The organism is Pontiella sp. (assembly GCF_041622395.1).
Taxonomy (GTDB): domain Bacteria; phylum Verrucomicrobiota; class Kiritimatiellia; order Kiritimatiellales; family Pontiellaceae; genus Pontiella.
Genome location: NZ_JBFJYW010000003.1, coordinates 1 through 19,616 on the forward strand (window position 1 = coordinate 1; position 19,616 = coordinate 19,616).

At 60.0% G+C, this 19,616-nt stretch carries 20 protein-coding genes; 11 read left to right on the plus strand and 9 right to left on the minus strand.

Features of this window, described 5'->3' with window-relative positions:
• The first annotated feature begins 255 nt into the window (after positions 1-255).
• The 3 genes from ABYO54_RS00350 (at position 256) to ABYO54_RS00360 (ending at position 2,820) form a co-directional block, all read left to right on the plus strand.
• Positions 256-432, plus strand: coding sequence for a symporter small accessory protein (locus tag ABYO54_RS00350; RefSeq protein WP_372805785.1), 177 nt, complete (start codon positions 256-258; stop codon positions 430-432).
• Positions 433-440: 8 nt separating this feature from the next.
• Positions 441-2,090, plus strand: coding sequence for a sodium:solute symporter (locus tag ABYO54_RS00355; protein ID WP_372805787.1), 1,650 nt, complete (start codon positions 441-443; stop codon positions 2,088-2,090).
• A 328-nt stretch (positions 2,091-2,418) separates the two neighbouring features.
• On the plus strand, positions 2,419-2,820 hold the full coding sequence (locus tag ABYO54_RS00360; protein WP_372805788.1) for a phnA protein: 402 nt from the start codon (positions 2,419-2,421) through the stop codon (positions 2,818-2,820).
• A gap of 24 nt (positions 2,821-2,844) precedes the next feature.
• Here ABYO54_RS00360 and ABYO54_RS00365 read toward each other — a convergent pair whose 3' ends face one another.
• A complete protein-coding gene (locus ABYO54_RS00365) occupies positions 2,845-3,288 on the minus strand; it encodes a hypothetical protein (protein ID WP_372805790.1) in 444 nt (147 codons plus the stop codon).
• A 111-nt stretch (positions 3,289-3,399) separates the two neighbouring features.
• Between ABYO54_RS00365 and ABYO54_RS00370 the strand changes: the two genes are divergently transcribed.
• Positions 3,400-4,581, plus strand: a complete 1,182-nt coding sequence (locus ABYO54_RS00370; RefSeq protein ID WP_372805792.1) for an ROK family protein — start codon at positions 3,400-3,402, stop codon at positions 4,579-4,581.
• Here ABYO54_RS00370 and tatA read toward each other — a convergent pair.
• The 5 genes from tatA to ABYO54_RS00395 form a co-directional block, all read right to left on the minus strand.
• Positions 4,559-4,843 (minus strand): twin-arginine translocase TatA/TatE family subunit, encoded by a 285-nt coding sequence (tatA, locus tag ABYO54_RS00375; protein ID WP_372805794.1) that lies wholly within the window; start codon positions 4,841-4,843, stop codon positions 4,559-4,561. The genes ABYO54_RS00370 and tatA overlap by 23 nt on opposite strands.
• The gene (locus tag ABYO54_RS00380) at positions 4,840-5,208 is read right to left on the minus strand and encodes a hypothetical protein (RefSeq protein ID WP_372805796.1); all 369 of its coding nucleotides are present in this window, start codon (positions 5,206-5,208) and stop codon (positions 4,840-4,842) included. Before ABYO54_RS00380 ends, tatA begins: the two co-directional genes overlap by 4 nt.
• Before the next feature lie 95 nt (positions 5,209-5,303).
• Positions 5,304-6,815, minus strand: a complete 1,512-nt coding sequence (locus ABYO54_RS00385) for a serine protease (protein WP_372805798.1) — start codon at positions 6,813-6,815, stop codon at positions 5,304-5,306.
• Between the two features lie 103 nt (positions 6,816-6,918).
• Positions 6,919-7,566: a hypothetical protein gene (locus ABYO54_RS00390; protein ID WP_372805800.1), complete on the minus strand. Its 648-nt coding sequence runs from the start codon at positions 7,564-7,566 to the stop codon at positions 6,919-6,921.
• An 82-nt stretch (positions 7,567-7,648) separates the two neighbouring features.
• Positions 7,649-8,101, minus strand: a complete 453-nt coding sequence (locus ABYO54_RS00395; RefSeq protein WP_372805802.1) for a hypothetical protein — start codon at positions 8,099-8,101, stop codon at positions 7,649-7,651.
• 165 nt (positions 8,102-8,266) lie between these two features.
• On the opposite strand from ABYO54_RS00395, the gene ABYO54_RS00400 reads away from it, so the two are divergent.
• A complete protein-coding gene (locus ABYO54_RS00400) occupies positions 8,267-8,686 on the plus strand; it encodes a group II truncated hemoglobin (protein ID WP_372805804.1) in 420 nt (139 codons plus the stop codon).
• Positions 8,687-8,689: 3 nt separating this feature from the next.
• Here ABYO54_RS00400 and ABYO54_RS00405 read toward each other — a convergent pair whose 3' ends face one another.
• The 3 genes from ABYO54_RS00405 to gltX all read right to left on the minus strand — a co-directional run bounded on the left by ABYO54_RS00405 (position 8,690) and on the right by gltX (position 12,463).
• Entirely contained in the window at positions 8,690-9,526 is an 837-nt protein-coding gene (locus tag ABYO54_RS00405; RefSeq protein WP_372805806.1) for a hypothetical protein, read from the minus strand.
• Between the two features lie 19 nt (positions 9,527-9,545).
• Positions 9,546-11,030, minus strand: coding sequence for an ATP-binding protein (locus tag ABYO54_RS00410; protein WP_372805808.1), 1,485 nt, complete (start codon positions 11,028-11,030; stop codon positions 9,546-9,548).
• A gap of 125 nt (positions 11,031-11,155) precedes the next feature.
• Positions 11,156-12,463, minus strand: a complete 1,308-nt coding sequence (gene gltX, locus ABYO54_RS00415) for a glutamate--tRNA ligase (protein WP_372805810.1) — start codon at positions 12,461-12,463, stop codon at positions 11,156-11,158.
• Between the two features lie 144 nt (positions 12,464-12,607).
• Between gltX and hpt the strand changes: the two genes are divergently transcribed.
• The 6 genes from hpt (at position 12,608) to ABYO54_RS00445 (ending at position 19,609) form a co-directional block, all read left to right on the plus strand.
• Complete coding sequence (hpt, locus tag ABYO54_RS00420; RefSeq protein WP_372805811.1) at positions 12,608-13,147, plus strand: hypoxanthine phosphoribosyltransferase; 540 nt, start codon at positions 12,608-12,610, stop codon at positions 13,145-13,147.
• Between the two features lie 9 nt (positions 13,148-13,156).
• Positions 13,157-14,263, plus strand: a complete 1,107-nt coding sequence (locus ABYO54_RS00425; protein ID WP_372805813.1) for a lactonase family protein — start codon at positions 13,157-13,159, stop codon at positions 14,261-14,263.
• A gap of 32 nt (positions 14,264-14,295) precedes the next feature.
• On the plus strand, positions 14,296-17,469 hold the full coding sequence (locus ABYO54_RS00430) for a UvrD-helicase domain-containing protein (RefSeq protein ID WP_372805815.1): 3,174 nt from the start codon (positions 14,296-14,298) through the stop codon (positions 17,467-17,469).
• A gap of 48 nt (positions 17,470-17,517) precedes the next feature.
• A complete protein-coding gene (locus ABYO54_RS00435) occupies positions 17,518-18,258 on the plus strand; it encodes a polyprenol monophosphomannose synthase (protein WP_372805817.1) in 741 nt (246 codons plus the stop codon).
• Between the two features lie 104 nt (positions 18,259-18,362).
• Positions 18,363-18,899, plus strand: a complete 537-nt coding sequence (locus ABYO54_RS00440; RefSeq protein ID WP_372805819.1) for a hypothetical protein — start codon at positions 18,363-18,365, stop codon at positions 18,897-18,899.
• The gene (locus ABYO54_RS00445) at positions 18,896-19,609 is read left to right on the plus strand and encodes a M48 family metallopeptidase (RefSeq protein ID WP_372805821.1); all 714 of its coding nucleotides are present in this window, start codon (positions 18,896-18,898) and stop codon (positions 19,607-19,609) included. Before ABYO54_RS00440 ends, ABYO54_RS00445 begins: the two co-directional genes overlap by 4 nt.
• Positions 19,610-19,616: the final 7 nt, after the last annotated feature.

The window sequence follows — 19,616 nt, forward strand, 5'->3', positions numbered from 1 at the left end:
ATAGCGAAGCGGCTCAATATTCGCGCGCTTGCGCCTCGCTTCCGAAAGAGAACGTTTTCAAAAGAGGAAGTGTGTATAGATAACTGCCGCGCAGCGGCTTACTTGAACCATCGCTTCTGCCCATCCTGTATTTGAGGGATGCCAAACGGCCGAGGGCGGCATGGCGGGCAAATAACCCGCAATTGCGTGTTGGCATCCCGCAATTTAGCGGGCTAACATACAGGGTAATTTAAATAACGTAACATAGGGGGATGTATGCTGGGGATCGCGGACCCATGGGTGGCACTGGCCTATTTGCTTTGCATAATCAGCGCACTGTTCTGCCTCATCTGGGGCATTCTCAAGTGGAACAAGGACGATCCGGATTCCGAACCCGAGGACGAAATCCGTCATTGGGCCGAAGAAGAAGATCGCGTTGAAGAAGAGCTTTAGGGGAACCCATGTCTATCTGGATGATTATCATTGTCGTTGCATATCTCTGCATCATCGCCTACCTCGGATTCCGGGGATTCAAATCGACTAAATCCGCCACCGACTACATGCTCGGCGGCCGCAAGGTCCATCCGTATGTGATGGCGATGTCCTACGGGGCCACCTTTATCAGCACCTCGGCCATCGTCGGCTTCGGCGGCGCGGCCGGGGTCTTCGGCATGGGACTGCTGTGGCTGACCTTCATGAACATTTTCATCGGCATCTTCATTGCCTTCTGGGTGTTCGGCGGGCGAACGCGGAAAATGGGGCTGCGCCTCGATGCGCACACCTTTCCGGAACTGCTGGGCCGGCGCTTCAAGTCCAAGTTCATCCAGGGCGCGTCGGCGGTGATCATTTTCCTGTTCATTCCGCTCTATGCCTCCGCCGTTTTGACGGGGGCCGTGAAATACATCACCTCCCAATTGGGCATGGATTACAACACGGCGCTGCTGGTGTTCTCCGTGATCATTGCCCTCTACGTCGTCATGGGGGGCATCAAGGGCGTCATGTATACCGACGCGCTGCAAGGCACCATCATGCTCTTCGGCATGATTGCCCTGCTGATCCTGACGTATGTCAAAATGGGCGGAATTAGCGGCGCGCACCAGGCGCTGACCGAAATGGCCGACCTGGTTCCGGCCAAACTGCAAGCCGATGGCCACCAAGGATGGACCTCGATGCCCCAGTTCGGCTCGCCATTGTGGTGGACGCTGGTCAGCACCATCATCATGGGGGTCGGCATCGGCGTGCTGGCCCAACCCCAGCTGGCCGTCCGCTACATGACCGTCAAGAGCGGCAAGGAACTCAACCGCGCCATCCCCATCGGCGGCGTCTTCATCATGATGATGACGGGCGTGGCCTTCATCGTCGGCTCGCTCTCCAACGTCCACTTCCAGCAAACCGTCGGCGCGGTATCGATCGTCGCCGCCAAGGGCGATGTGGAGGCCATCATCCCGATGTATCTGCAAAGCGCATTGCCGCAATGGTTCGGCATCCTGTTCATGCTGACGCTGATCTCGGCGGCCATGAGCACCCTCAGCAGCCAGTTCCATGTGATGGGCACCTCGCTGGGGCGCGACCTGGTCGAGGAATCGCTCGGGAAGAAGAAAGGCGGCAGCGGCATGTTGGCCACGCGCATCGGCGTGCTGGCGGGCATTCTGGTATCGGTCTACCTAAGCTACATCATGGAAATAAAATTCGGCAAGACGGGCACCGCCATCGTGGCGCGCGGGACGGCCATCTTTTTCGGTCTGTGCGCCTGCGCCTTCCTGCCGATGTATATCGGGGCGCTCTGGAGCCGCGGCATCACCAAGGCGGGCGCGATTGCCGGCCTGCTGAGCGGATCGCTCAGCAGCCTGTTCTGGATTTTTTTCGTGGAACAGAAAGCCGCAACGGCCCTCCTGCTCTGCAACACGCTTTTCGGTCGGCGCTCGCTGGCCATTTCCATGGTCGAGGGCCAGGAAGTGCTCGCCAAGACCGGGCCGTTTGTCTGGGCCTACGTCGATCCGCTCTTTATCGGTTTGCCGATCGCTCTTGTTGCAACCGTCGTCGTATCGCTCTTCACCAAGAAGATGGCCGCAGACCACCTGGACCGCTGCATGGGAACCAAACAACCGTAGGGGCGATCACGCCGGCGCGATTTAGACGGACGATATCGGAACAAAGTTTAAACGTTGCCGGAGAAATCCGGTCTATGTGCAGTGAGGGAATTCCCCCAGCTGGCGACACGGAGGTGCTAAACGACATAAGATGCCCATGTCCAGATTGTGTTAGCTCATGATCGACAGGCAAATGATGAACATAACGCTCGTGATGCCCAGCCGCCCCGGGACAGCAACCCGGGGTTTTTTGTTTCAATGCCCCGCTCGAATTACTTCTTTTTTTATCCAGACATTGAACGGAAATCCCTTAATGTGCATTCAATTGATTGTTTGATTAAGGAGTGCCATGTCTACGGGGTTCAAGGGAAAATTTCACCGGCAGAACATACTTTCGCGTTTTGCGAAGGATCTGGTGAGGCGGTCGCGCTCCCACTGCGAACTATGCGACACGAGCGGCGTTAAACTCGAGGTCTACGAACTTCCTCCGGTCGAAGAGGAACCGTATCCGGACGGGTGCATTTTCATTTGCGGGGAGTGCTTGAAACAGATCGATAACCCCAAAAAAATGGAACCCTCGACATGGCGCTGCCTGAACAATGCGCTGTGGTCGGAAGTGCCCGCCGTCCAAGTGATGTCGGTGCGGATGCTTCGCCGGTTGGCCGCCAAGGACGAGCATTGGGCCAGCGAACTGCTGGAACACGCCTACCTCGATCCGGAACTGGAAGCGTGGGCCGGCGCCGCCGAATAAACGCCCGCCGCCGGTCGCCGGAAACTAGAGCTCCTCGAAGATCCCCATAAAACGCCCCTGCAACCTTGAGCCGGAAATGCGCACGGCATCGAGCAGCAGTTTTTCTTCGTTGCGCCGGACCACGGTGCTGATCCAAGCCTCGGAGAGGCCGTCGCGGCTTTCGGCGATCAGCAGCAGGGAGTCGGACTCGGCTCCGCTGTCCACGCGCCGAACGGTGGCCTCGGCAATGTGGATGTAGGCGTAGCCGTTTCGCCCCGCCAGCAACTTCTTAAACGCCGCGATCACTTCGGCCTTTTCCATGGCCACGACCGGCACCACCTCCTGCAAGCCGTCGTCGCCGAACATGAAAAAGAGCTCGATATGGGTTCCCGCCAATAGGAATTGGCGGCGCGCCTCGTTGTTGAGCGCGCCGATCCACTCCTGAAGCGACCCTGCTTTGTCCTTTGGATTCCACTGAGGTTTGTCCATAGTCTTCCTTTCTCTGAGACATACGTTAGCGCACCGGACCGCGAAAATCGCTTCTTTTCCGAGGTATCCTCCGCTAATACTATTTTCTTTTAAACCGCTAGAGGTAAATTCATGCAGCGACTCAAGGACAAGAAAGCAGACCAACTTACCGTCAGGCGGTTCAACATGTCGGCCATTCTGAAACTCTTGCGCGAACGCGGCACGCTGGCCCGGGCCGATCTGGCGAAGGAACTTGGCATGACCCGCAACACCGCCTCGAATATCGTGGCCGACTTGCTGCAGGCCAAACTGGTGGTCGAAACCGAATTCCGTCGCGAAGGCGCCGGGCGCCCGGGCTTGCTGCTGGAACTGGCGCACGACGGCGGATTCGCCATCGGCGCCGAAATCGACATTAGCCGCATCATCGTGGAGGTGGTCGATTTCCGCGGCAAAATGCTGTGGGAGGAATCGGCCAAATCCGGGCCGCACCTTTCCCAGTCGGAGATCCTTTCCCGGGCCGAAACGCTGGTACAAAGCGCCCTCGACTGGGGCACGGGCGAAGGCCTGAGGCCGCTCGGCATCGGGCTGGGCCTGGCGGGCTTGGTGGATTCGGAAAACGGCATCCTGACCTATGCGCCCACGCTGGGCTGGAAAGACGTACCCTTCCAGCGGCTCTGGGGGGAACGGTTCGCCGTGCCAGTCCACATCGATAACGAGGCGAACACCTCGGCGCTCGGCTATCACACCTACGCCGACCGCTCGAAGGCCCGCAACCTGGCCTACCTCAGCATCGGGGTCGGCATGGCGGCAGGACTGATGCTCGACGGGCACCCGTTCCACGGCAGCCGCGGCTTTGCCGGACAGGCCGGCCACATGAAAATCCGGACGGATGGAGAACCTTGCACCTGCGGCGACCATGGATGCTGGGTGACGGAAGTCGGCCTGCCCGCCCTCGCCCGCAAAACGGGGGTCGCGGAAATCGACATCGATAAAACGGCGGAGGCGCTGCGCCTAAAAGACCCGACGGTGTGCGCAACGGTCGACGAAATGGCGGAAATGCTCGGACTCGGCATCGCCAATTTGGTGAATCTCTTCAACCTCGATACCGTGGTACTCGGCGGCGCCATGCGCCCGATCCTGTCGCACATGCTCAACGAGACGAGGCGAACCGTCGATCAGCGTGCACTGAGCCATCCGCGGGCCAACGTAAAGATCAAGGTCTCCGGACGGGACGACGACGGCGTGTTCGGCGCGGCCTGCCTCGTGCTGGATTCGATCATGAACGATCCGGTTAAACTGGTTCGGTCTTTGTAGGCTTCTCGTCCTTGGATCCGGCTTTGGCCACCGGCGGTTTTCCCGCCGAGGGTTCGGGCTCCGTTGCAACCTGGTGCAGATCGTCCTGGACTTCGCGGAGCTCGCGTTCGAGGTCTTCCTTGCCCTTCTTGAACTCCCCGAGGCTGCGCCCGAGCGAGCGCGAGAGCTCCGGCAGTTTTTTGGCCCCGAACAGCAAGAGGATGATCACAAGAATGATGATGATTTCCGACCCGCCGGGCATTCCGATCGCCAGGGTATTCATAGAGTTCTCCCGTTCATATCCATCGGTACATCAACCGCAGGCGGCGGGGGAAGATAGAGCAGGAACACCTGGGTATCCGCGCCACCTTGAACCGCGCGAATTTCGAGTTCCTCCACGCCCAACGTCGCCAGCATGCGAAACGATTGCTTTGCCATCTCCACCTTGCCCATCGACCACCCGGCCTCGCCAAGGGCTTCGCTGAAACGCATGCGCACCGAGGCCAGCCCCAACGAGCTATTCATCCCGGCGGCGACCAGCCGGGTTTCCGGAATGCGTCCATGCTGATGCAATTCGAAATCCTCCATCAGCAAGAACTCGGGAAACAACAGCACCTCGGGGCGGAATCCCGCTTCGAGGAAGGTCATGGATTTGGTGGGGTCGACGATCGGCGGACCGGATTCGTTCTTCGACGCACAACCGGCGCACAACGCCACGGCAAGGAGGGTTGGCAGGTAACGCACTATCTCAGCTCCCGGATTCGTGAGTAGGGGTTTTCGTTTTCCTCGAGCGCGCGAATGAGTTCGCCCACGAGTTCGGAGAGGGGCTCGGCGGCTTCTTCGAGGAAGCGGCTCGCCCAGCGGCTTTCTTCGAGATCCGTCTGGATCCGCTTGGCGCGGTTGAGCAACGAGGATCGGATATAGCCGTCGAGCATCTCGGCCTTGGTGGTGGAGCGCCTGCCGAAATTCTGGCTCATGTCTTCAAGATCCCGACTGGAAACATCCATGTCGTTGACCTTGGCCACGAACTCTTCGTAATTGCGCTTGAATGCCTTGACCAGCATGGTTGCCTCGGCCTCGGTTTTGGGCGATTGGAACGTGTAGGGCGGCTTGCTGCGGTTGTTGCTGGAAGTATAGTCGGACATGATCCGTTTGGCGGACTCTTCGTAGTCGTCGTCCCCGTTCCAGTACATGACGAGGGTATTAAGGATTTCCAGATAGTTTTTCGTATCGGTCAAGCGGTAGGTCTGCTCCAGATAAGCGCGTAAATCCGCCGCCACCCAATCGTCGGACGGGATGCGGACCCCGTAGCGGCGCGCCTTGCCGAAGCGGGTCCCTTTGAAGATATTCTTGCTCTCCTTGTCGCCCTGGAATTTGAGCGCGTAGGTCACATAGGTCGCGACGCCGAGCACGCGGCCCTTGGTGTCAAGGATCGGGCTACCGCTGTTGCCGGGGACGATGGCGGCGTTGACTTCGATATCTGCGGGTCCGACGCCGAGCACCTCGCCCTTGAGCTCGGTGGCCACGTTGCCGCCCGCGCTGTTGCCGTAGACCACGATCTTGTCGCCGATGCCCGGCGCATCCGGCGCGAGCTGCAGAACCGTCAGTCCCTTTGCCTGGCCGGCCTTCAGACCGAACCGGACCAGATCGCGGGTTTTACAGAACTCGAACGAGTCGAATTCGAGCAATCCGCCGTGCATGGCCCGCAACGCCAGCTTGGTGGCCCCGAGGAAATTGTGCTGGTTGCTGATGATGTAGATCTTGCCGTCCACCGAGGCGACGAAGGCGGAACCGGCCGCTTCCCCCGTCTCCACGAAGACGATCGAACGATCGATATCCGAAAACGAGACGTTTTCGATCTGCGGCGCCTTTTGTTGCGGGACCGCCGCGGCCTTCTCCGGTTGCAAAAGCATCGCGCTGTCGGGATCCATGAAAATCGCCCGGCCGTTCTCGTAGACGAGCGTCGACGCGGTTGCCGTGGCAACGGCCGTCAAGGCCTGATGCACATTCATCCCTTCCATATTGATGGTGATGCGCATGGCCGAAGAGGCGTCCATGCGCATCTCCACCAGAAAAGCGCCCAGTTCGGGATCGCCCGTTTGCCGGACCACCCTTTCCAGTCGATCCGTAACATATTTTGCCGGGATGCGGACAAATTCCTGCGTCGGCGCCTGCAGCTGGCCGAGCTTTTCTTCCAGATCACCCATGGCCCACGCCGCAAGCGATAACAAAATCACCATCAATGGTTTCTTCATGCAACCCCCGGAAAATTGATTCCTTTGGAAATGACTGAACACGCTATGCGATTCCGCCCCCCGACACAAGAACTAGAACCCTTCCGAAAACCGGCAACATGGATCAGTTCAGCCGCAGGCTTTCGACGGTCTGGCGCACCTTGGCCTTCATTTCGTCGCGGAATTCCATTTTGCCAAAGCCCTCGATCCAGAAAACCTCGCGGAGTTTGCCGACGACAAAATATCCCTCGTAGGCCAACGGGACGGCGTTTTTTCGGAAATAGGGCCGGCACTCGCCGCTCACGTGCATGGCCCGCTGTCCGTTCAGGTCGATAATCTCGCTGAAGGCCTCCGTGTCGTTGATTGCAACCTTCTTGTGGTTGGCCAGCTTCTGGAGAAAATACTGCATCTGCACGGAGGTGATGCTCGCCCATCCGCCGGTCAGCCCGTACGAGTCGGACATGAAGCCGATGGCATAATCATCCCCGGATTCGAAAAGGAACCGTTCGGCGTAGACAATATACCATCCGGCCGAGGCGCGACGGTCTTCCTCGGCATACCAGCGTTGGAAATCGGAAACATGGGCGGAATCCAGATCGACCGTCTCCGGATTGAAGATCGTCATGCCGTCCGGCGCCTGCACCGAATATCCGTTCCACCCCACCGTCGGGTTGCTGATCGCACGGTTCGAAACGACGGCGGGGCGATAGGAAGAGCATCCCCCGACGAAAGCCGGCAAGAGCAGGCAGGCCCCCCAATAAAAACCTTTCAACTTCGGGCTCATGCAGCCAACGCAGCCATGGGAGCGGACGGTTCCGCCGGCCAAGTCAAATCGCCGGCAGAACAGACGCGATTCACTCCGCCTTTTTGGCCTTGATCCAAACGGTTTGCTTGCGGTAGGAGGGCTCGGCATCGATCTGGAAACAGATTTGCTCGATGATGTCCATGACGGAGTCGTCCTGCGTGTTGATGCTGACCTTGAGATCCTTGTCTACATCCCGTGCGCAAACGATCGTTGTGCCGGAAAGGTGGGTCAGCATGGTGAAGGCATCCTTTGCGGAAAGATCCTGCATCCGCACCGGAACCCCCGTCGTGCTGAGCTCCTCGATATACTTGGCATCCGCCGACTGGTCGATCTCCAGCCGATAGGTGGTCTCCCCCATCTTGAAGCATGCCCCGTTGGTGAGCACGGTTGACGTCGAGATTTCCCCGGTTTCCACATCGACCAGCTTGGCTGAATCGCTCTGGGCGACGCATACGGTTGAGATTGAAATAACGGCGAACGCGGCAATGCATATCTTTCTCATGGGTGGCTCCTGACTGGCTTCGGATTTAGTCGGATAAGCTATGTTTTATGGGCGCCAAGCGCAAGAAACACCGTCATGAATATTTCAGGCAACGCACTTGTTCCGCTAAAAGGCTGGCAACGGGAAAGCCGGCGCGCTATATAGTACCGTTTTAGTGAGGTATCGATGACCCAGGATATAGTGAAACTTGACGAGGAATACCGGACCGGCGACACCCAGTACCGGATGATTGGAGGCGAGGCGGGTTGCCATCGGCTCGCAAACGACTTCTACGACGTGATGGAAAAACTCCCGCAAGCGCGGAAAATTCTGTTCATGCATCCGAGCGACTTAACCGAATCGCGCGAAAAGCTGGGGCTTTTTCTTTGCGACTACTTAAATGGCCCGCCGAAATATGAGGAAAAATATGGCCCCGTGCGTCTCGGACAGTCGCATGGCCACCTCGCGATCACCTCGGCCGACCGCGATGCGTGGTTGCTCTGCATGGAAAAGGCGCTGGAAATGAAGGACGTTCCGCAAGCGTTCCGGGACTTCATGATGAAGCGCTTCGCCGTCCCCGCCGAGCGCGTGCGCAACCGGCCCTGATCGTCAGCGTACCGGCGGCGGGCTTTTCCGAAGCCCCATGGCGAGCAGGATTCCGCCAACACCCCCGCAGATCCCCGCAACAATGATCGACAGCAGCACGTTGGCGAAAAGGTTCGGGCTGACGGGGCGGCGGTCCGGCTCGGCGATATCGATGAGTTCAACCGGGGTGCGCGGAATCTCGAGGGAGATGATTTCCTCGCGGTGCTTCGCCGCCAACTGGGCACAAACGAGCTGTTCCGCTTCGAGAGCGGCCGAGGCCGCGCGCCGCGCCTCTTCTTCCGTGGAGCCACCAACCTGTTCTTCCGCCGCTTCGACGCGAGCAAGCTGTTTTTTCATGGCCGCCCCGATGGCATCCACTTTTTTGCGCGACTCATTCAGCGCGAGATTCAGCCGCGAATCCCGGTAGACCTCGGCAAGTTCGTTGGCGATTTCGGCGGCTTCGTCGGGATTGTCGCGCCGGACGGAGACGCAAAGCAACGAGGTATCGCGCACGGTGTATACGCTCACGCTGTTGAGGAGAATTCGATAAGCCACCTCACGCGGGAGCCGATCTCCGGCGCGGCCCCATTGCTGCTGGAGGTTCAGCCGGTTGATCACCTCATAAAGGATCGGCTTGGAACTCAGCACCTCGATCTGTGTTCGGGTGAAGGTTTCCGACGCCAGGCTGCAATGCGGACAGGGATTCGGGCATTCGACGGCCGCGTCCCCGGGCTCCACGGAAAGACGCACCGACGATTCATACAGATTGGGAAGCATCAGCGTGTACACCGTTGCCGCCAGCACAATCACCGGCATGGCAGCAATGAGACATCCCCCGAATATGGCCAACGTTTTTTTCATCGATCCCCCTACCGGCACTTCATCCCATTCGATCGCGGCCCGCCAACCCCGTCAGAATCGCCCCCGAAAGTTCGGCCACGTTGATGGGTTTCGTGATGTATCCATCCATCCCCACTTCCAGGCAACGCTCCCGGTCGCCGCTGAGGGCATGGGCGGTCATCGCAATAATCGGCATCCGGGATGCCCCTTGCGCCGCTTCATATGCGCGGATCGCTTTCGTTGTTTCAAAACCATCCATCTTGGGCATCTGGACATCCATCAGAATGAGATCGTAGCGGGAGCTTTCCAGCATTCCGACCACATCGGAACCATCGCGCACGGCATCGGCCGAACATCCCATTTTTTTCAGGGTTCGCACGGCGACGGTCTGGTTCACGATATTGTCCTCAACCACGAGAATCCGGACCTCGCACCCCATCGCCTCGATTTTTTCGCGCGCCGCCTGCAACGACATGACGGTCGAATTCGCATCCTCCTCGCACGCTTTATGGGTGCCGTTGCGGTCAAACGCGAATGCGGTTTGAACAACGGTGCTCTTCTGCAGATCGACCGGAATCTCGAACCAGAAAACCGATCCCATTCCGGCGGTGCTTTCGACCCCGATTTCGCCCCCCATGATTTCGACCAGCTGCTTGCAAATGGCCAATCCCAGCCCGGTGCCGCCATACTTCCGCGAGGTGGACGCATCTTGCTGATGGAAGGCGCCGAAAATGTGCGGCAACAACTCCCTCTCGACCCCGATCCCCGTATCCCTGACCTCGAAGCGGATATGCAGATGGGTGTTTTGTTTTTTGGATACCGCCACATCGATCGCAACCGAGCCGGCCGCGGTGAATTTGACGGCGTTTCCAACGAGATTGGCCAGGATCTGCCGCAAGCGGCTCACGTCGCCGCACAGCTGGGCCGGTACGAGCGGATCCACATTCACCTCGAAGGCGATGCCCTTTCGCTGCGCTTGAAGACTGAAGATCGCCTGGAGATCGCCCAGTACATTCTTCAGATCGAAATCCATCACCTCGATTTCCATGTGCCCGGCCTCGATCTTGGAAAAATCGAGGATGTCGTTGACGATCGCGAGCAGCGCCTTGCCGCTGCGCTGCACCGTCGCGGCGAGCTCGAGTTGCTCGTCTTCCAACCCGGAATCGAGCAACAGATTGGTAACCCCGATGATCCCGTTCATGGGCGTGCGGATTTCATGGCTCATGTTGGCCAGGAATTCGCTTTTGGCGATATTGGCGGACTGCGCCTCGACCGCCAGACGGTTTGCGCGCCCAATGGCCTCCTGCAGCTGTTCGTTGGCCACCTGCAACTCTCCGCGGGCCTCCTCCGTATCCTCGTTCATGCTGACGAGCATCGCGATATTGGCGTCGCGGTCGCGCAGGCGATCCTCCCGGACACTTTCCGCCTTAACGCGCAGTTCCCGCTCGCGGTCCAGCTTGATCGACTGCTCCTCGAAGCGTTGCTTGAGCCGATGGTTTTTCAGCAAAACCCAACCCAATGCCATTAGCAACAAGCCTACGACGACGGGCCACAGCCACGCTGAGTCGAGCGCGCCCTCCGCCATAGCTGCGAATATCGGCAATATCTGCATTTTCCCTTCGCATCGGGGTCTTGGCCCGAGCAGGCGAACTATGTCAAATACAGCTCGACCGTGCGATCTATTCTTTGAAGAACGCGTTCGCGGCCGAGCACTTCCATCGTCGGGAACAGCTCCGGGCCGGACTGGATGCCGGATACGGCCAGGCGAACGGGGGCCATTACCGCGCCGAAACCAAGCCCCGACTCCTCGACGAAGTCATGCAATGCCTGGTCGGTGGAGGCTTCGTCGAAGGTTGCCAGCAACTCGAAGATGGCCTTCACCTTGGCCAACGTGTCGGCCACGCCATCCTTTTGGAGCTTCTTGCGGACCGCCTTTTCGTCGTACTCGAAATCGTCGGAGAAGAAATAGCCCACCATCGGCGCGATGTCCGCCACGGTTTTGACGCGCTCGCGGATCAGGCCAAAGACCTTTTGGGCATAGGCCGGATCCGCATCGATCCCCGCCTTGCGCAACTCGGCCGAGGCCATCGCCTCAAACTCGGCCGCCGGCAGCTTCTGCATGTATTCGCCGTTCATCCAGGTCAGCTTTTTCAAATCGACCTGGGCGGCGGAAGACTGGCAACGCGCCAGCGTAAAGGCCTCCACCATCTCCTCGCGGGTCATGATCTCGCGGTCGTCGCCCGGCGACCAGCCGAGCAGCGCCAGATAGTTGAACAGCGCATCGGGCAGGAACCCCTTCTCGCGGAAATCGCCGACGAACGCATCGCCGTCGCGCTTGGAATAGGGTTTGCCCTGCGCGTTCACGATCATCGGCAGGTGGGCGAAGTTGGGCACGTCGGCCCCGAGCGCCTGGTAGAGCGCAATGTGGCGGAAGGTGTTTTCAACGTGGTCGTCGCCACGGATCACGTGGGTGATGCCCTGCTCGATGTCGTCGAGCACGTTGGCCAGATGGAACACCGGGGTTCCGTTGGACCGGACAATCACAAAGTCCTGCATGTTCGCGGCCGCCTTGCTCAGCGGCCCCTTGATGCCGTCGACGAACGAACTGTCGGTGCCCGGCATACGGAAGATCACGCACTCGCCCTGCCCGGTTCCGCCCTTGTCTTCCTTGTAGGCCAGTCCCTTGGAGAGCAGCATCTCCGCGGCATCGAGATGCGCCTGCTGGCGGGTGGTTTGGTAGAGGTGTTCGCCATCGACGTCCAACCCGAGCCAGTCCATCGCATCGAGCAACGTCTGAATGGCCTCCGGCGTGGAACGCTCGATGTCGGTATCTTCGACGCGAAGCAGGAATTCGCCGCCCATGTGGCGGGCGAACAGCCAGTTATAGATCGCGGCGCGCATATTGCCAATGTGGACATTGCCGGTTGGGCTCGGTGCAAAACGGGTACGTACTTTCATCTCAAATCTCCACTGAACGCGACGCGTGACCCCCGAGGCGCGAATCGGTTCACGCATCACGGATCAATCGTCACTCTGTCATTGCCCAAACACAAAACGTTGGGCATGTTTGCAACTCAATTTCTAAAACCGCGGAGACTACCCATGAGAGCACACGATGTAAAAGAAATCCTGATTGATAAAGACACCATCGCCGAACGGGTCGATACGCTGGTCGACGAGATCATCAATGCCGGCCAACCCGAGCATCTGGTAGTCATCGGGATCCTCAAGGGTAGCTTCATGTTTTTCGCCGACCTGATGCGCAGCTTCTATCGGCACGACGCCCACCCGCATATCGACTTCATGACGCTCTCGAGCTATGGCGCCGGCACCGTCTCCTCCGGATCGGTCCAGATCATCCACGACATCCGCGAAAACCTCACCGATGCCAATGTGTTGCTGGTCGACGACATCCTGGATAGCGGCCGCACGCTGGCCTTTACCAAAGAGCTGATGTTCCGGCGCGGCGCGAAAACCGTCCACACCTGCGTCCTGCTCGACAAAAAGGCGAACCGCGCCGTCGAACTGGAGGCCGACTTCAAGGGATTCGAGATCGACGACCTGTTCGTGGTCGGCTATGGCCTCGACTACGACAACAAATACCGGGAACTGCCCCACATCGCCAAAGTCAACTTCCTTTAGAGGCCTGCCATGAAAACGATCCTGATGCTATCGCTCGTCGCGTTCGCCCTGTGCGCCGACGCCGGCCGGGTCTATTTCGGAACCGGCAACGGGAACGGAATCTACTTCGCCGACTTCGACGAGGAGACCGGAGAGTTAACGCAACCGCAGCTGGCCATTGAATTGGGCCGACCGGGCTTTTTGGCCATCCACCCCAACAAGCAGTATCTTTATTCCACCGCCTTTGGCGGCACCCTGGGCCGCCAAGGCGGCGTGGCCGCCATGAAAATTGCACCCGAAGGCCGGCTCGACCTGCTCAACATGCAGGCGACGGAAGGCAAGGGCAACTGCCACGTGAGCCTCGACCAAACGGGGCAGCTCCTCACGACCGCGTATTACGGCAGCGGCAGCGTCGCCTCCTTCGGCATCTTGGCCGACGGCTCCGTCTCCGAAGCCAAATCCTATTTCGCCCATTCCGGTTCCGGCACGCATCCCAAGCGGCAAAACAAAGCCTACGCGCACTCGGTCGTCATGAATCCGGCGAACACCCACGCCTACGCCGCCGATCTCGGCATCGACAAGATCATGATCTATCGCATCGAACCGAAGGCCGGCACCCTGACCCCCGCCGGCGAGGCGATCGTCCCCGGCGGCGGCATGGGCCCGCGCCACATGAAATGGAGCCGGGAGGGTTCCATCCTCTACGTGCTCAACGAACTCGACCTCAGCGTCTCCGTCTTCAAGGCGGTCGCCCAGGGGAAGCTCGAATTCGTCAAAACCGTCCCGACCCTCCCCGAGGGCGCGGATAAAACGCAGATGACCTGCGCCGAAATCCGCATCCACCCCAACGGTAAATTCATCTATGCCTCCAACCGCGACCTCTCCCAACAGGGCCGCGACTCCATCACCCTCTTCTCTCGCTTCGAAGACGGCTTCAAGCGGATCGAAAGCACTCCTGCGCAAGTTTGGGTGCCGCGCAATTTCAACCTCGCCCCCTCCGGCAAATGGATGCTTGTCGCCGGCCAGCGCTCCAACGACATCGCCATTTTCCAGGTGAACCCGGAAACCGGCAAACTGACGTTCAGCGGCACAACGGTTCCGCTCGCAGGCGCACCGATCTGCATCGAGTTCCTCTAACAAACCCCGACCGCTCCATTTCAAACGGCACCATGAACCTCGTCTACAACGCATCCGCCGGAACAGGAAAAACCTACCAGGTAACCGGACTTTACGAAAAGCTGGTGCTCGAGGAAGGAATCGACCCGCGCGAGATCCTGCTGATGACCTTCACCGACAATGCCGCCGCCGAGCTGCGCATGCGCGTTTCCCATCGGCTCATGAAGGCCCGGCGAGACGGCGAGGCGGCGGGCGATTTCGAGCTGGCCGAGCGCGCCACGTCGGCCATGGCCCGCCTGCCTTCGGCCCCGATTGGAACCATCCACTCCTTCTGCACCCGCCTGCTGCGCGAACATGCGCTCGAGGCGGGGCTCTCGCCGGGGTTTTCGGTTTTAATCGGCGACGAACGCGACGAACTGCTCAACCGAATCTGCAGGGAGGAGTTGCTCAAACAGCTCGATTCCGATCCGGACTTCAGGACCTTTTGCGGCGGTACGCAGGTGATCGGCTCCGGAAAGGGATTCGGCTCGAGCGTTACGGAAACCGCCCCCGACCTCATCGGGCAGGCGGGCAGCCTCGGCATCTCGCTCGAAAACGCCGCCGGCATCTTGCCGGAACCCAAACCGGCCGCAACGATTCAGGATTTCTCCGCCATCCTCACCCGCCTGCGCGAACTGCCCAAACGCACCGCCGATGCGCAACGGGTGCTCGATGCATTGGAAGCCCTACTGCCCGAATGCGGCAACATCGAAGCCCTGGTCGAAAGGCTTAACGCCGCCGGACTCAAGAAGTTCGGCCGCGGAAAAGGGCAAAAGCCCATCTCGGACGATTTTTCGGAACGGCTCGAAGCCGCGGATGTCGCCATCAAATACAAGCAGCGTTATCCGGCGGCGCTGGCATTCGCCCGCTATATCCAGACCGTGGCCACCCGTTTCCGGCAGCGCAAACATGAAATGGACGCGGTCGATTTCGACGACCAGTTGCACATGGCCGCCGAGCTCTTGCAAACGGGCAAAGCCAAGCCGGATTTCAAATACGTGATCGTCGACGAGGTGCAAGACACCTCCCGCATCCAATGCGACCTGATCAAGGCGTTGTGGTCCGGCGAAACCAGCCTCGTCATCTGCGGCGACAAAAAGCAGAGCATCTACACCTGGCGCGGCGCCGACCCTCAGGTGATGCCCGACCTCGAGGCCGCCATCCTTGCAACCGAAAACGGCGATTGCGAAAACCTGCAAACCAGCTACCGCTCCAAGGCGCCGATCCTTGACGTGGTCAACGCGCTCTTCTCCGCCGTCTACGGCAACGAAGACTATGCCGACGGCGACCGGTTGCTGGCCAACCCCGATTTCGAAACCGAAGGCGAAAAGGCCTGCGTCGAGTTCCTTGAAGACGACGGTTGCGCCGAGCTTTCCAAGCGCGAAAAGGTGGAGGCCGAAATGGCGGCCGTTGCAAACCGGATCCATTTGCTGGTGAACGGGACTCCCGACTGGAAACCCGCCTACCGGCATTCGGACGGCTTCGAGCCGACCGGCAACGGCAACGAATACCGCTATTCCGACATCCTCATCCTGTTGCGCCGCACCACGCACCAGTCGGTGCTGGAGCAGGCCCTCCGGCACGCGGGCGTTCCCTACACCCTCGGCGGAAAGGGGCGCGGGCTCTTTACCCGGCAGGAAACACGCGATGTTTCGCTGTTCCTCAACATCGTCACGAATCCGATGGACGCCTATTCGCTCATCGGGTTCCTGCGCTCCCCCTGGGTGGGTCTCTCCGACGAGACCCTCGCCGAACTCGCCTGGAACGGCGACGATTTCTCGATCGACCACCTGATGGCGCAGTTTGCCCCCGAAAGAACCGCTGGAACGCAACCGCTCACGATCGTGAACCGTTCCGTTCCAGCGGCGCGGCCGGTTGTTCGGCGCTACCGCGAACGGCTCGGCGACAAGCTGGCCTCGGAGCTGGTGCGGATGCTGATCGAGGAGACGGGCTACGACGCGCTACTGGCCGGATTGCCGCGCGGCACCCAGCGGCTCGCCAACCTCCGGAAAGTGCTCGACTGGCTGCGGGAGACGGAACGCGGCGCCCAAACCACGCCCGCTGCGGTCGCGCGCAAGCTGGCGCAACAGATTGCCAATCCGCCGCCGGTACCCGAAGCCGCCCTGCTCGACCCGGCCCAGAACGCCGTCACCCTCATGACCGTGCATGGCTCGAAGGGCTTGACCAAGCGGGTGGTCATGGTGCCGGACATCAGCTCGAGCCCCAATGCCGATCGGGGATTTGCCCGGGTCTTTTTCGATGCGGACCATCATCCCAGACTCGGCGTCAAGGTGTCCGCGCCGGACAAGAACCAGGCCGCGTCGCCGGGCTTTGCCGAAGCCAATGAACGGGCCAAGGAGGTGCGCGCCCACGAGCTGAACAACCTCTTTTATGTCGCCATGACGCGCGCACGCGACCTGGTCGTCGTTTCGGCCACGAAGGGAAAGACCGCCGCCGGCTGGCTGAAACAACTCGAACCCCTGATCGGAACGCGTATTCCGGCCATCCCCTACTCCGCCTTGGCCGACGCCGTGGAACGTCCGGAACAAGCCCCCGCGCCCATCCCGACCGCGGAGCAGCTGGCCGTTGCGCTGGAATCGCTCGCCCCCGCCCCGGCGAAGCCCACGCTGAAACGGCTTCCGGCCACCCGCCTCGCCAAGGAAATGGACGAACTCGAACCCGATGAAACGCAGGAGCCGACGTCCTTCAAAAGCATGGATAACGCCGCTGCACTCGGCTCGCTGGGACACGCCGTTTTGGAACAACTGGCGCTGAACCACTGGACGGGGTCGGTGGACGATTGGCTGGAAATCCTCCGCGACGGGTTCGGCGCTTCGAAAACCGAAGCCGCGAAGATGGCGCCGCGAATCGAGCAAACCCGTGCGCTGATGACCGGTCTGACCGGATTGGTGAAGGAGCTGCATCCCGAGTTTCCCTTTGTTCTGCTCGAAGGCGACACCCTGATCGACGGCACCATCGACCTGCTCTGCGGCACCCCGGACGGCTTCGCCATCTTCGACTACAAGTTTACCGAAGCCGACGATGCGACGGTCGCCGCGCAGTACCGGGCCCAGATGGAAATCTACCGCAAGGCCGCCGAAAAGAAATTCCCGCGAGCCGAAAGCGCCGATATCCAGCTCGTGGTCGTCTCCACCTCCGGAGCACGCAGCATTCCCATCGTTTTTTAATACCCACGCCCTTGCAGTCGGCGCGCATTTCAGCCTACATTTTGGAGCATGAGTGCTATCGATACCTTGGTCATCATCCCGACCTACAACGAAAAAGAAAATATCAACAAGATGACCGCCGCCGTGCTGGACGCCTCCCCGGACGTCGACATTCTTTTTGTGGACGACAACTCCCCCGACGGCACGGGCCAGATGGCCGATGCCCTCGCCGAAAAAACCGATCGGGTGCATGTGCTGCACCGCACGACGAAGGATGGACTGGGCCGGGCCTACATTGCCGGGTTCAAGTGGGCGCTCGCGCGGGATTATCAATTCGTTATGGAAATGGACTGCGACTTTTCGCACGACCCCAAAGAAATCCCGAACTTCCGCACGAAGATCACGGAAGGCTACGATCTGGTTCTCGGCTCCCGCTATGTCGATGGCATCCGCGTACTGAACTGGCCCATGCACCGGTTGCTGCTCAGTCGCGGCGCGGGCGTCTATGTCCAGCTCATCACGGGCATGCCCTTCAGCGATCCGACCGGCGGCTTCAAATGTTTCCGGCGCGAATTGCTGGAGGCCTACCACTACGAAGATGTCCGTGCCAACGGCTATGGTTTCCAGATCGAGATGACCCACCGCGCCTGGATCCGCGGCTTCAAGGTCGGCGAAGTTCCGATCACCTTCGAAGACCGGCAGGAAGGCACGTCGAAAATGAGCGGCAACATTATCACCGAAGCGCTTTGGGTCGTATGGACCCTCGCCGTGCGCAACGGTTTCCGCCGCAAGCCTAGACCGAAGGCCTAGGGACCTTCCCCGGGGCAGCGGTGCCCGGGCGGGAAGGGCTTCCATCTTGCGCGGGCGCGTCCGAACCCCCGCCCGTGCTTCGTCTTTTTTTTGTTTGGAGATCCATGATGCTGTACAGGGTGCTACTAGCCGGACTACTGCTCGCCACGGCCAGTTTGGCCGACGGGGTTCGGGACATTGTCGAAAGGAGCATGTCCGGCCTGCGCACGGCGGCTTCGGACGAGCCCTATTCCCGCACCATCAAACGCATGTACTTGGGATTCGATCCGTCCGGTCACGTCAAGACGGGAATCGCCTATCGCGAAATCGACTGCTTCGAAATCATCACGGGCGTCGTGGTGGTCGACAAAACCCCGGAAGGCTACGTACTTCGGGAAGCGTTCTTCCCGGACGTCGAAAAGATCAAGAACGAGAAGGATCGCAAGCAAGTGCTGGCCGTCCTGCAAAAATTCAAGAACGTCCCCTTCGATCCCCATGCCGAAAAGTCGGCGGTCGATGTGCTCACCGGGGCAACGCGCTACGGCATCCAGATGTCGGGCTATCTCAACTATATGGCGCGGCACGTGGCTCTCGAGATGGAACAGCCCCCGCAGTGGGCGAAAGCAGACGGATCCCGCATGCCCCGGGACACGGACAGATGAGCAGCCTCGCCTACATGCTTGGGCGCAAATCGGCCCCGCTCTTTCTGAAAGCCAACTGGGTGGTAAAATCGCTGGCCGGCACCGAATCCGAAAAGATCGAAGCCGAGTTCCAGATGGGCTATCTGCTGGCGCAGGTCTATGAGGAGAAAACCAAGTGCATCTCCAACAACCGGCTGTCCGAAATCGCCGGCGGACTGACGGCGCATCTGCGCAACAAGGAACGCCAGCACCGCTTTCAACTCGACCGGTCCGGCGAACTGAACGCCTGCGCCATTCCCGGCGGCTTCATCTATATCTCGGAAAAGTTGTTCGACCGCTGCGGCGAGGATGTCGATGCGATTGCTTTCGTGCTCGCGCATGAGATCGCCCACGGCATCCACGGCGATGCCAATACGCGCTTTTTGACCAAGGCGGTGATCAACGGATTGCTGCGGTTTCCCGCCCGCGGCATCGCGCCCCCCGTACAGCGTTTGCTCGCCACCCTCGTTCAGCAGGGCTATTCGCGGGAACAGGAATTCCGGGCCGACCGCTTTGCCGTTGCTCTCGTGAAGGCGTCGGGCTTCGACCCGCACGGCGGGTGCCGGTTGTTTTCGATGCTCGCGGAACGCGAGGGAGGCGCCCCATCAACGATCGGCGCCTACTTTACCACGCACCCGTCGATGGCCGACCGCATTGCGCGGATCGAGAAACGGATCGGGGAGCTGGCTTAGCCGCGGC

Coding starts and splice junctions, on each gene's coding strand:
- ABYO54_RS00350 (WP_372805785.1), top strand. CDS start 256: ATGCTGGGGATCGCGGACCCATGGGTGGCACTGGCCTATTTGCTTTGC.
- ABYO54_RS00355 (WP_372805787.1), top strand. CDS start 441: ATGTCTATCTGGATGATTATCATTGTCGTTGCATATCTCTGCATCATC.
- ABYO54_RS00360 (WP_372805788.1), top strand. CDS start 2,419: ATGTCTACGGGGTTCAAGGGAAAATTTCACCGGCAGAACATACTTTCG.
- ABYO54_RS00365 (WP_372805790.1), bottom strand. CDS start 3,288: ATGGACAAACCTCAGTGGAATCCAAAGGACAAAGCAGGGTCGCTTCAG.
- ABYO54_RS00370 (WP_372805792.1), top strand. CDS start 3,400: ATGCAGCGACTCAAGGACAAGAAAGCAGACCAACTTACCGTCAGGCGG.
- tatA (WP_372805794.1), bottom strand. CDS start 4,843: ATGAATACCCTGGCGATCGGAATGCCCGGCGGGTCGGAAATCATCATC.
- ABYO54_RS00380 (WP_372805796.1), bottom strand. CDS start 5,208: ATGACCTTCCTCGAAGCGGGATTCCGCCCCGAGGTGCTGTTGTTTCCC.
- ABYO54_RS00385 (WP_372805798.1), bottom strand. CDS start 6,815: ATGAAGAAACCATTGATGGTGATTTTGTTATCGCTTGCGGCGTGGGCC.
- ABYO54_RS00395 (WP_372805802.1), bottom strand. CDS start 8,101: ATGAGAAAGATATGCATTGCCGCGTTCGCCGTTATTTCAATCTCAACC.
- ABYO54_RS00400 (WP_372805804.1), top strand. CDS start 8,267: ATGACCCAGGATATAGTGAAACTTGACGAGGAATACCGGACCGGCGAC.
- ABYO54_RS00405 (WP_372805806.1), bottom strand. CDS start 9,526: ATGAAAAAAACGTTGGCCATATTCGGGGGATGTCTCATTGCTGCCATG.
- ABYO54_RS00410 (WP_372805808.1), bottom strand. CDS start 11,030: ATGGCATTGGGTTGGGTTTTGCTGAAAAACCATCGGCTCAAGCAACGC.
- gltX (WP_372805810.1), bottom strand. CDS start 12,463: ATGAAAGTACGTACCCGTTTTGCACCGAGCCCAACCGGCAATGTCCAC.
- hpt (WP_372805811.1), top strand. CDS start 12,608: ATGAGAGCACACGATGTAAAAGAAATCCTGATTGATAAAGACACCATC.
- ABYO54_RS00425 (WP_372805813.1), top strand. CDS start 13,157: ATGAAAACGATCCTGATGCTATCGCTCGTCGCGTTCGCCCTGTGCGCC.
- ABYO54_RS00430 (WP_372805815.1), top strand. CDS start 14,296: ATGAACCTCGTCTACAACGCATCCGCCGGAACAGGAAAAACCTACCAG.
- ABYO54_RS00435 (WP_372805817.1), top strand. CDS start 17,518: ATGAGTGCTATCGATACCTTGGTCATCATCCCGACCTACAACGAAAAA.
- ABYO54_RS00440 (WP_372805819.1), top strand. CDS start 18,363: ATGATGCTGTACAGGGTGCTACTAGCCGGACTACTGCTCGCCACGGCC.
- ABYO54_RS00445 (WP_372805821.1), top strand. CDS start 18,896: ATGAGCAGCCTCGCCTACATGCTTGGGCGCAAATCGGCCCCGCTCTTT.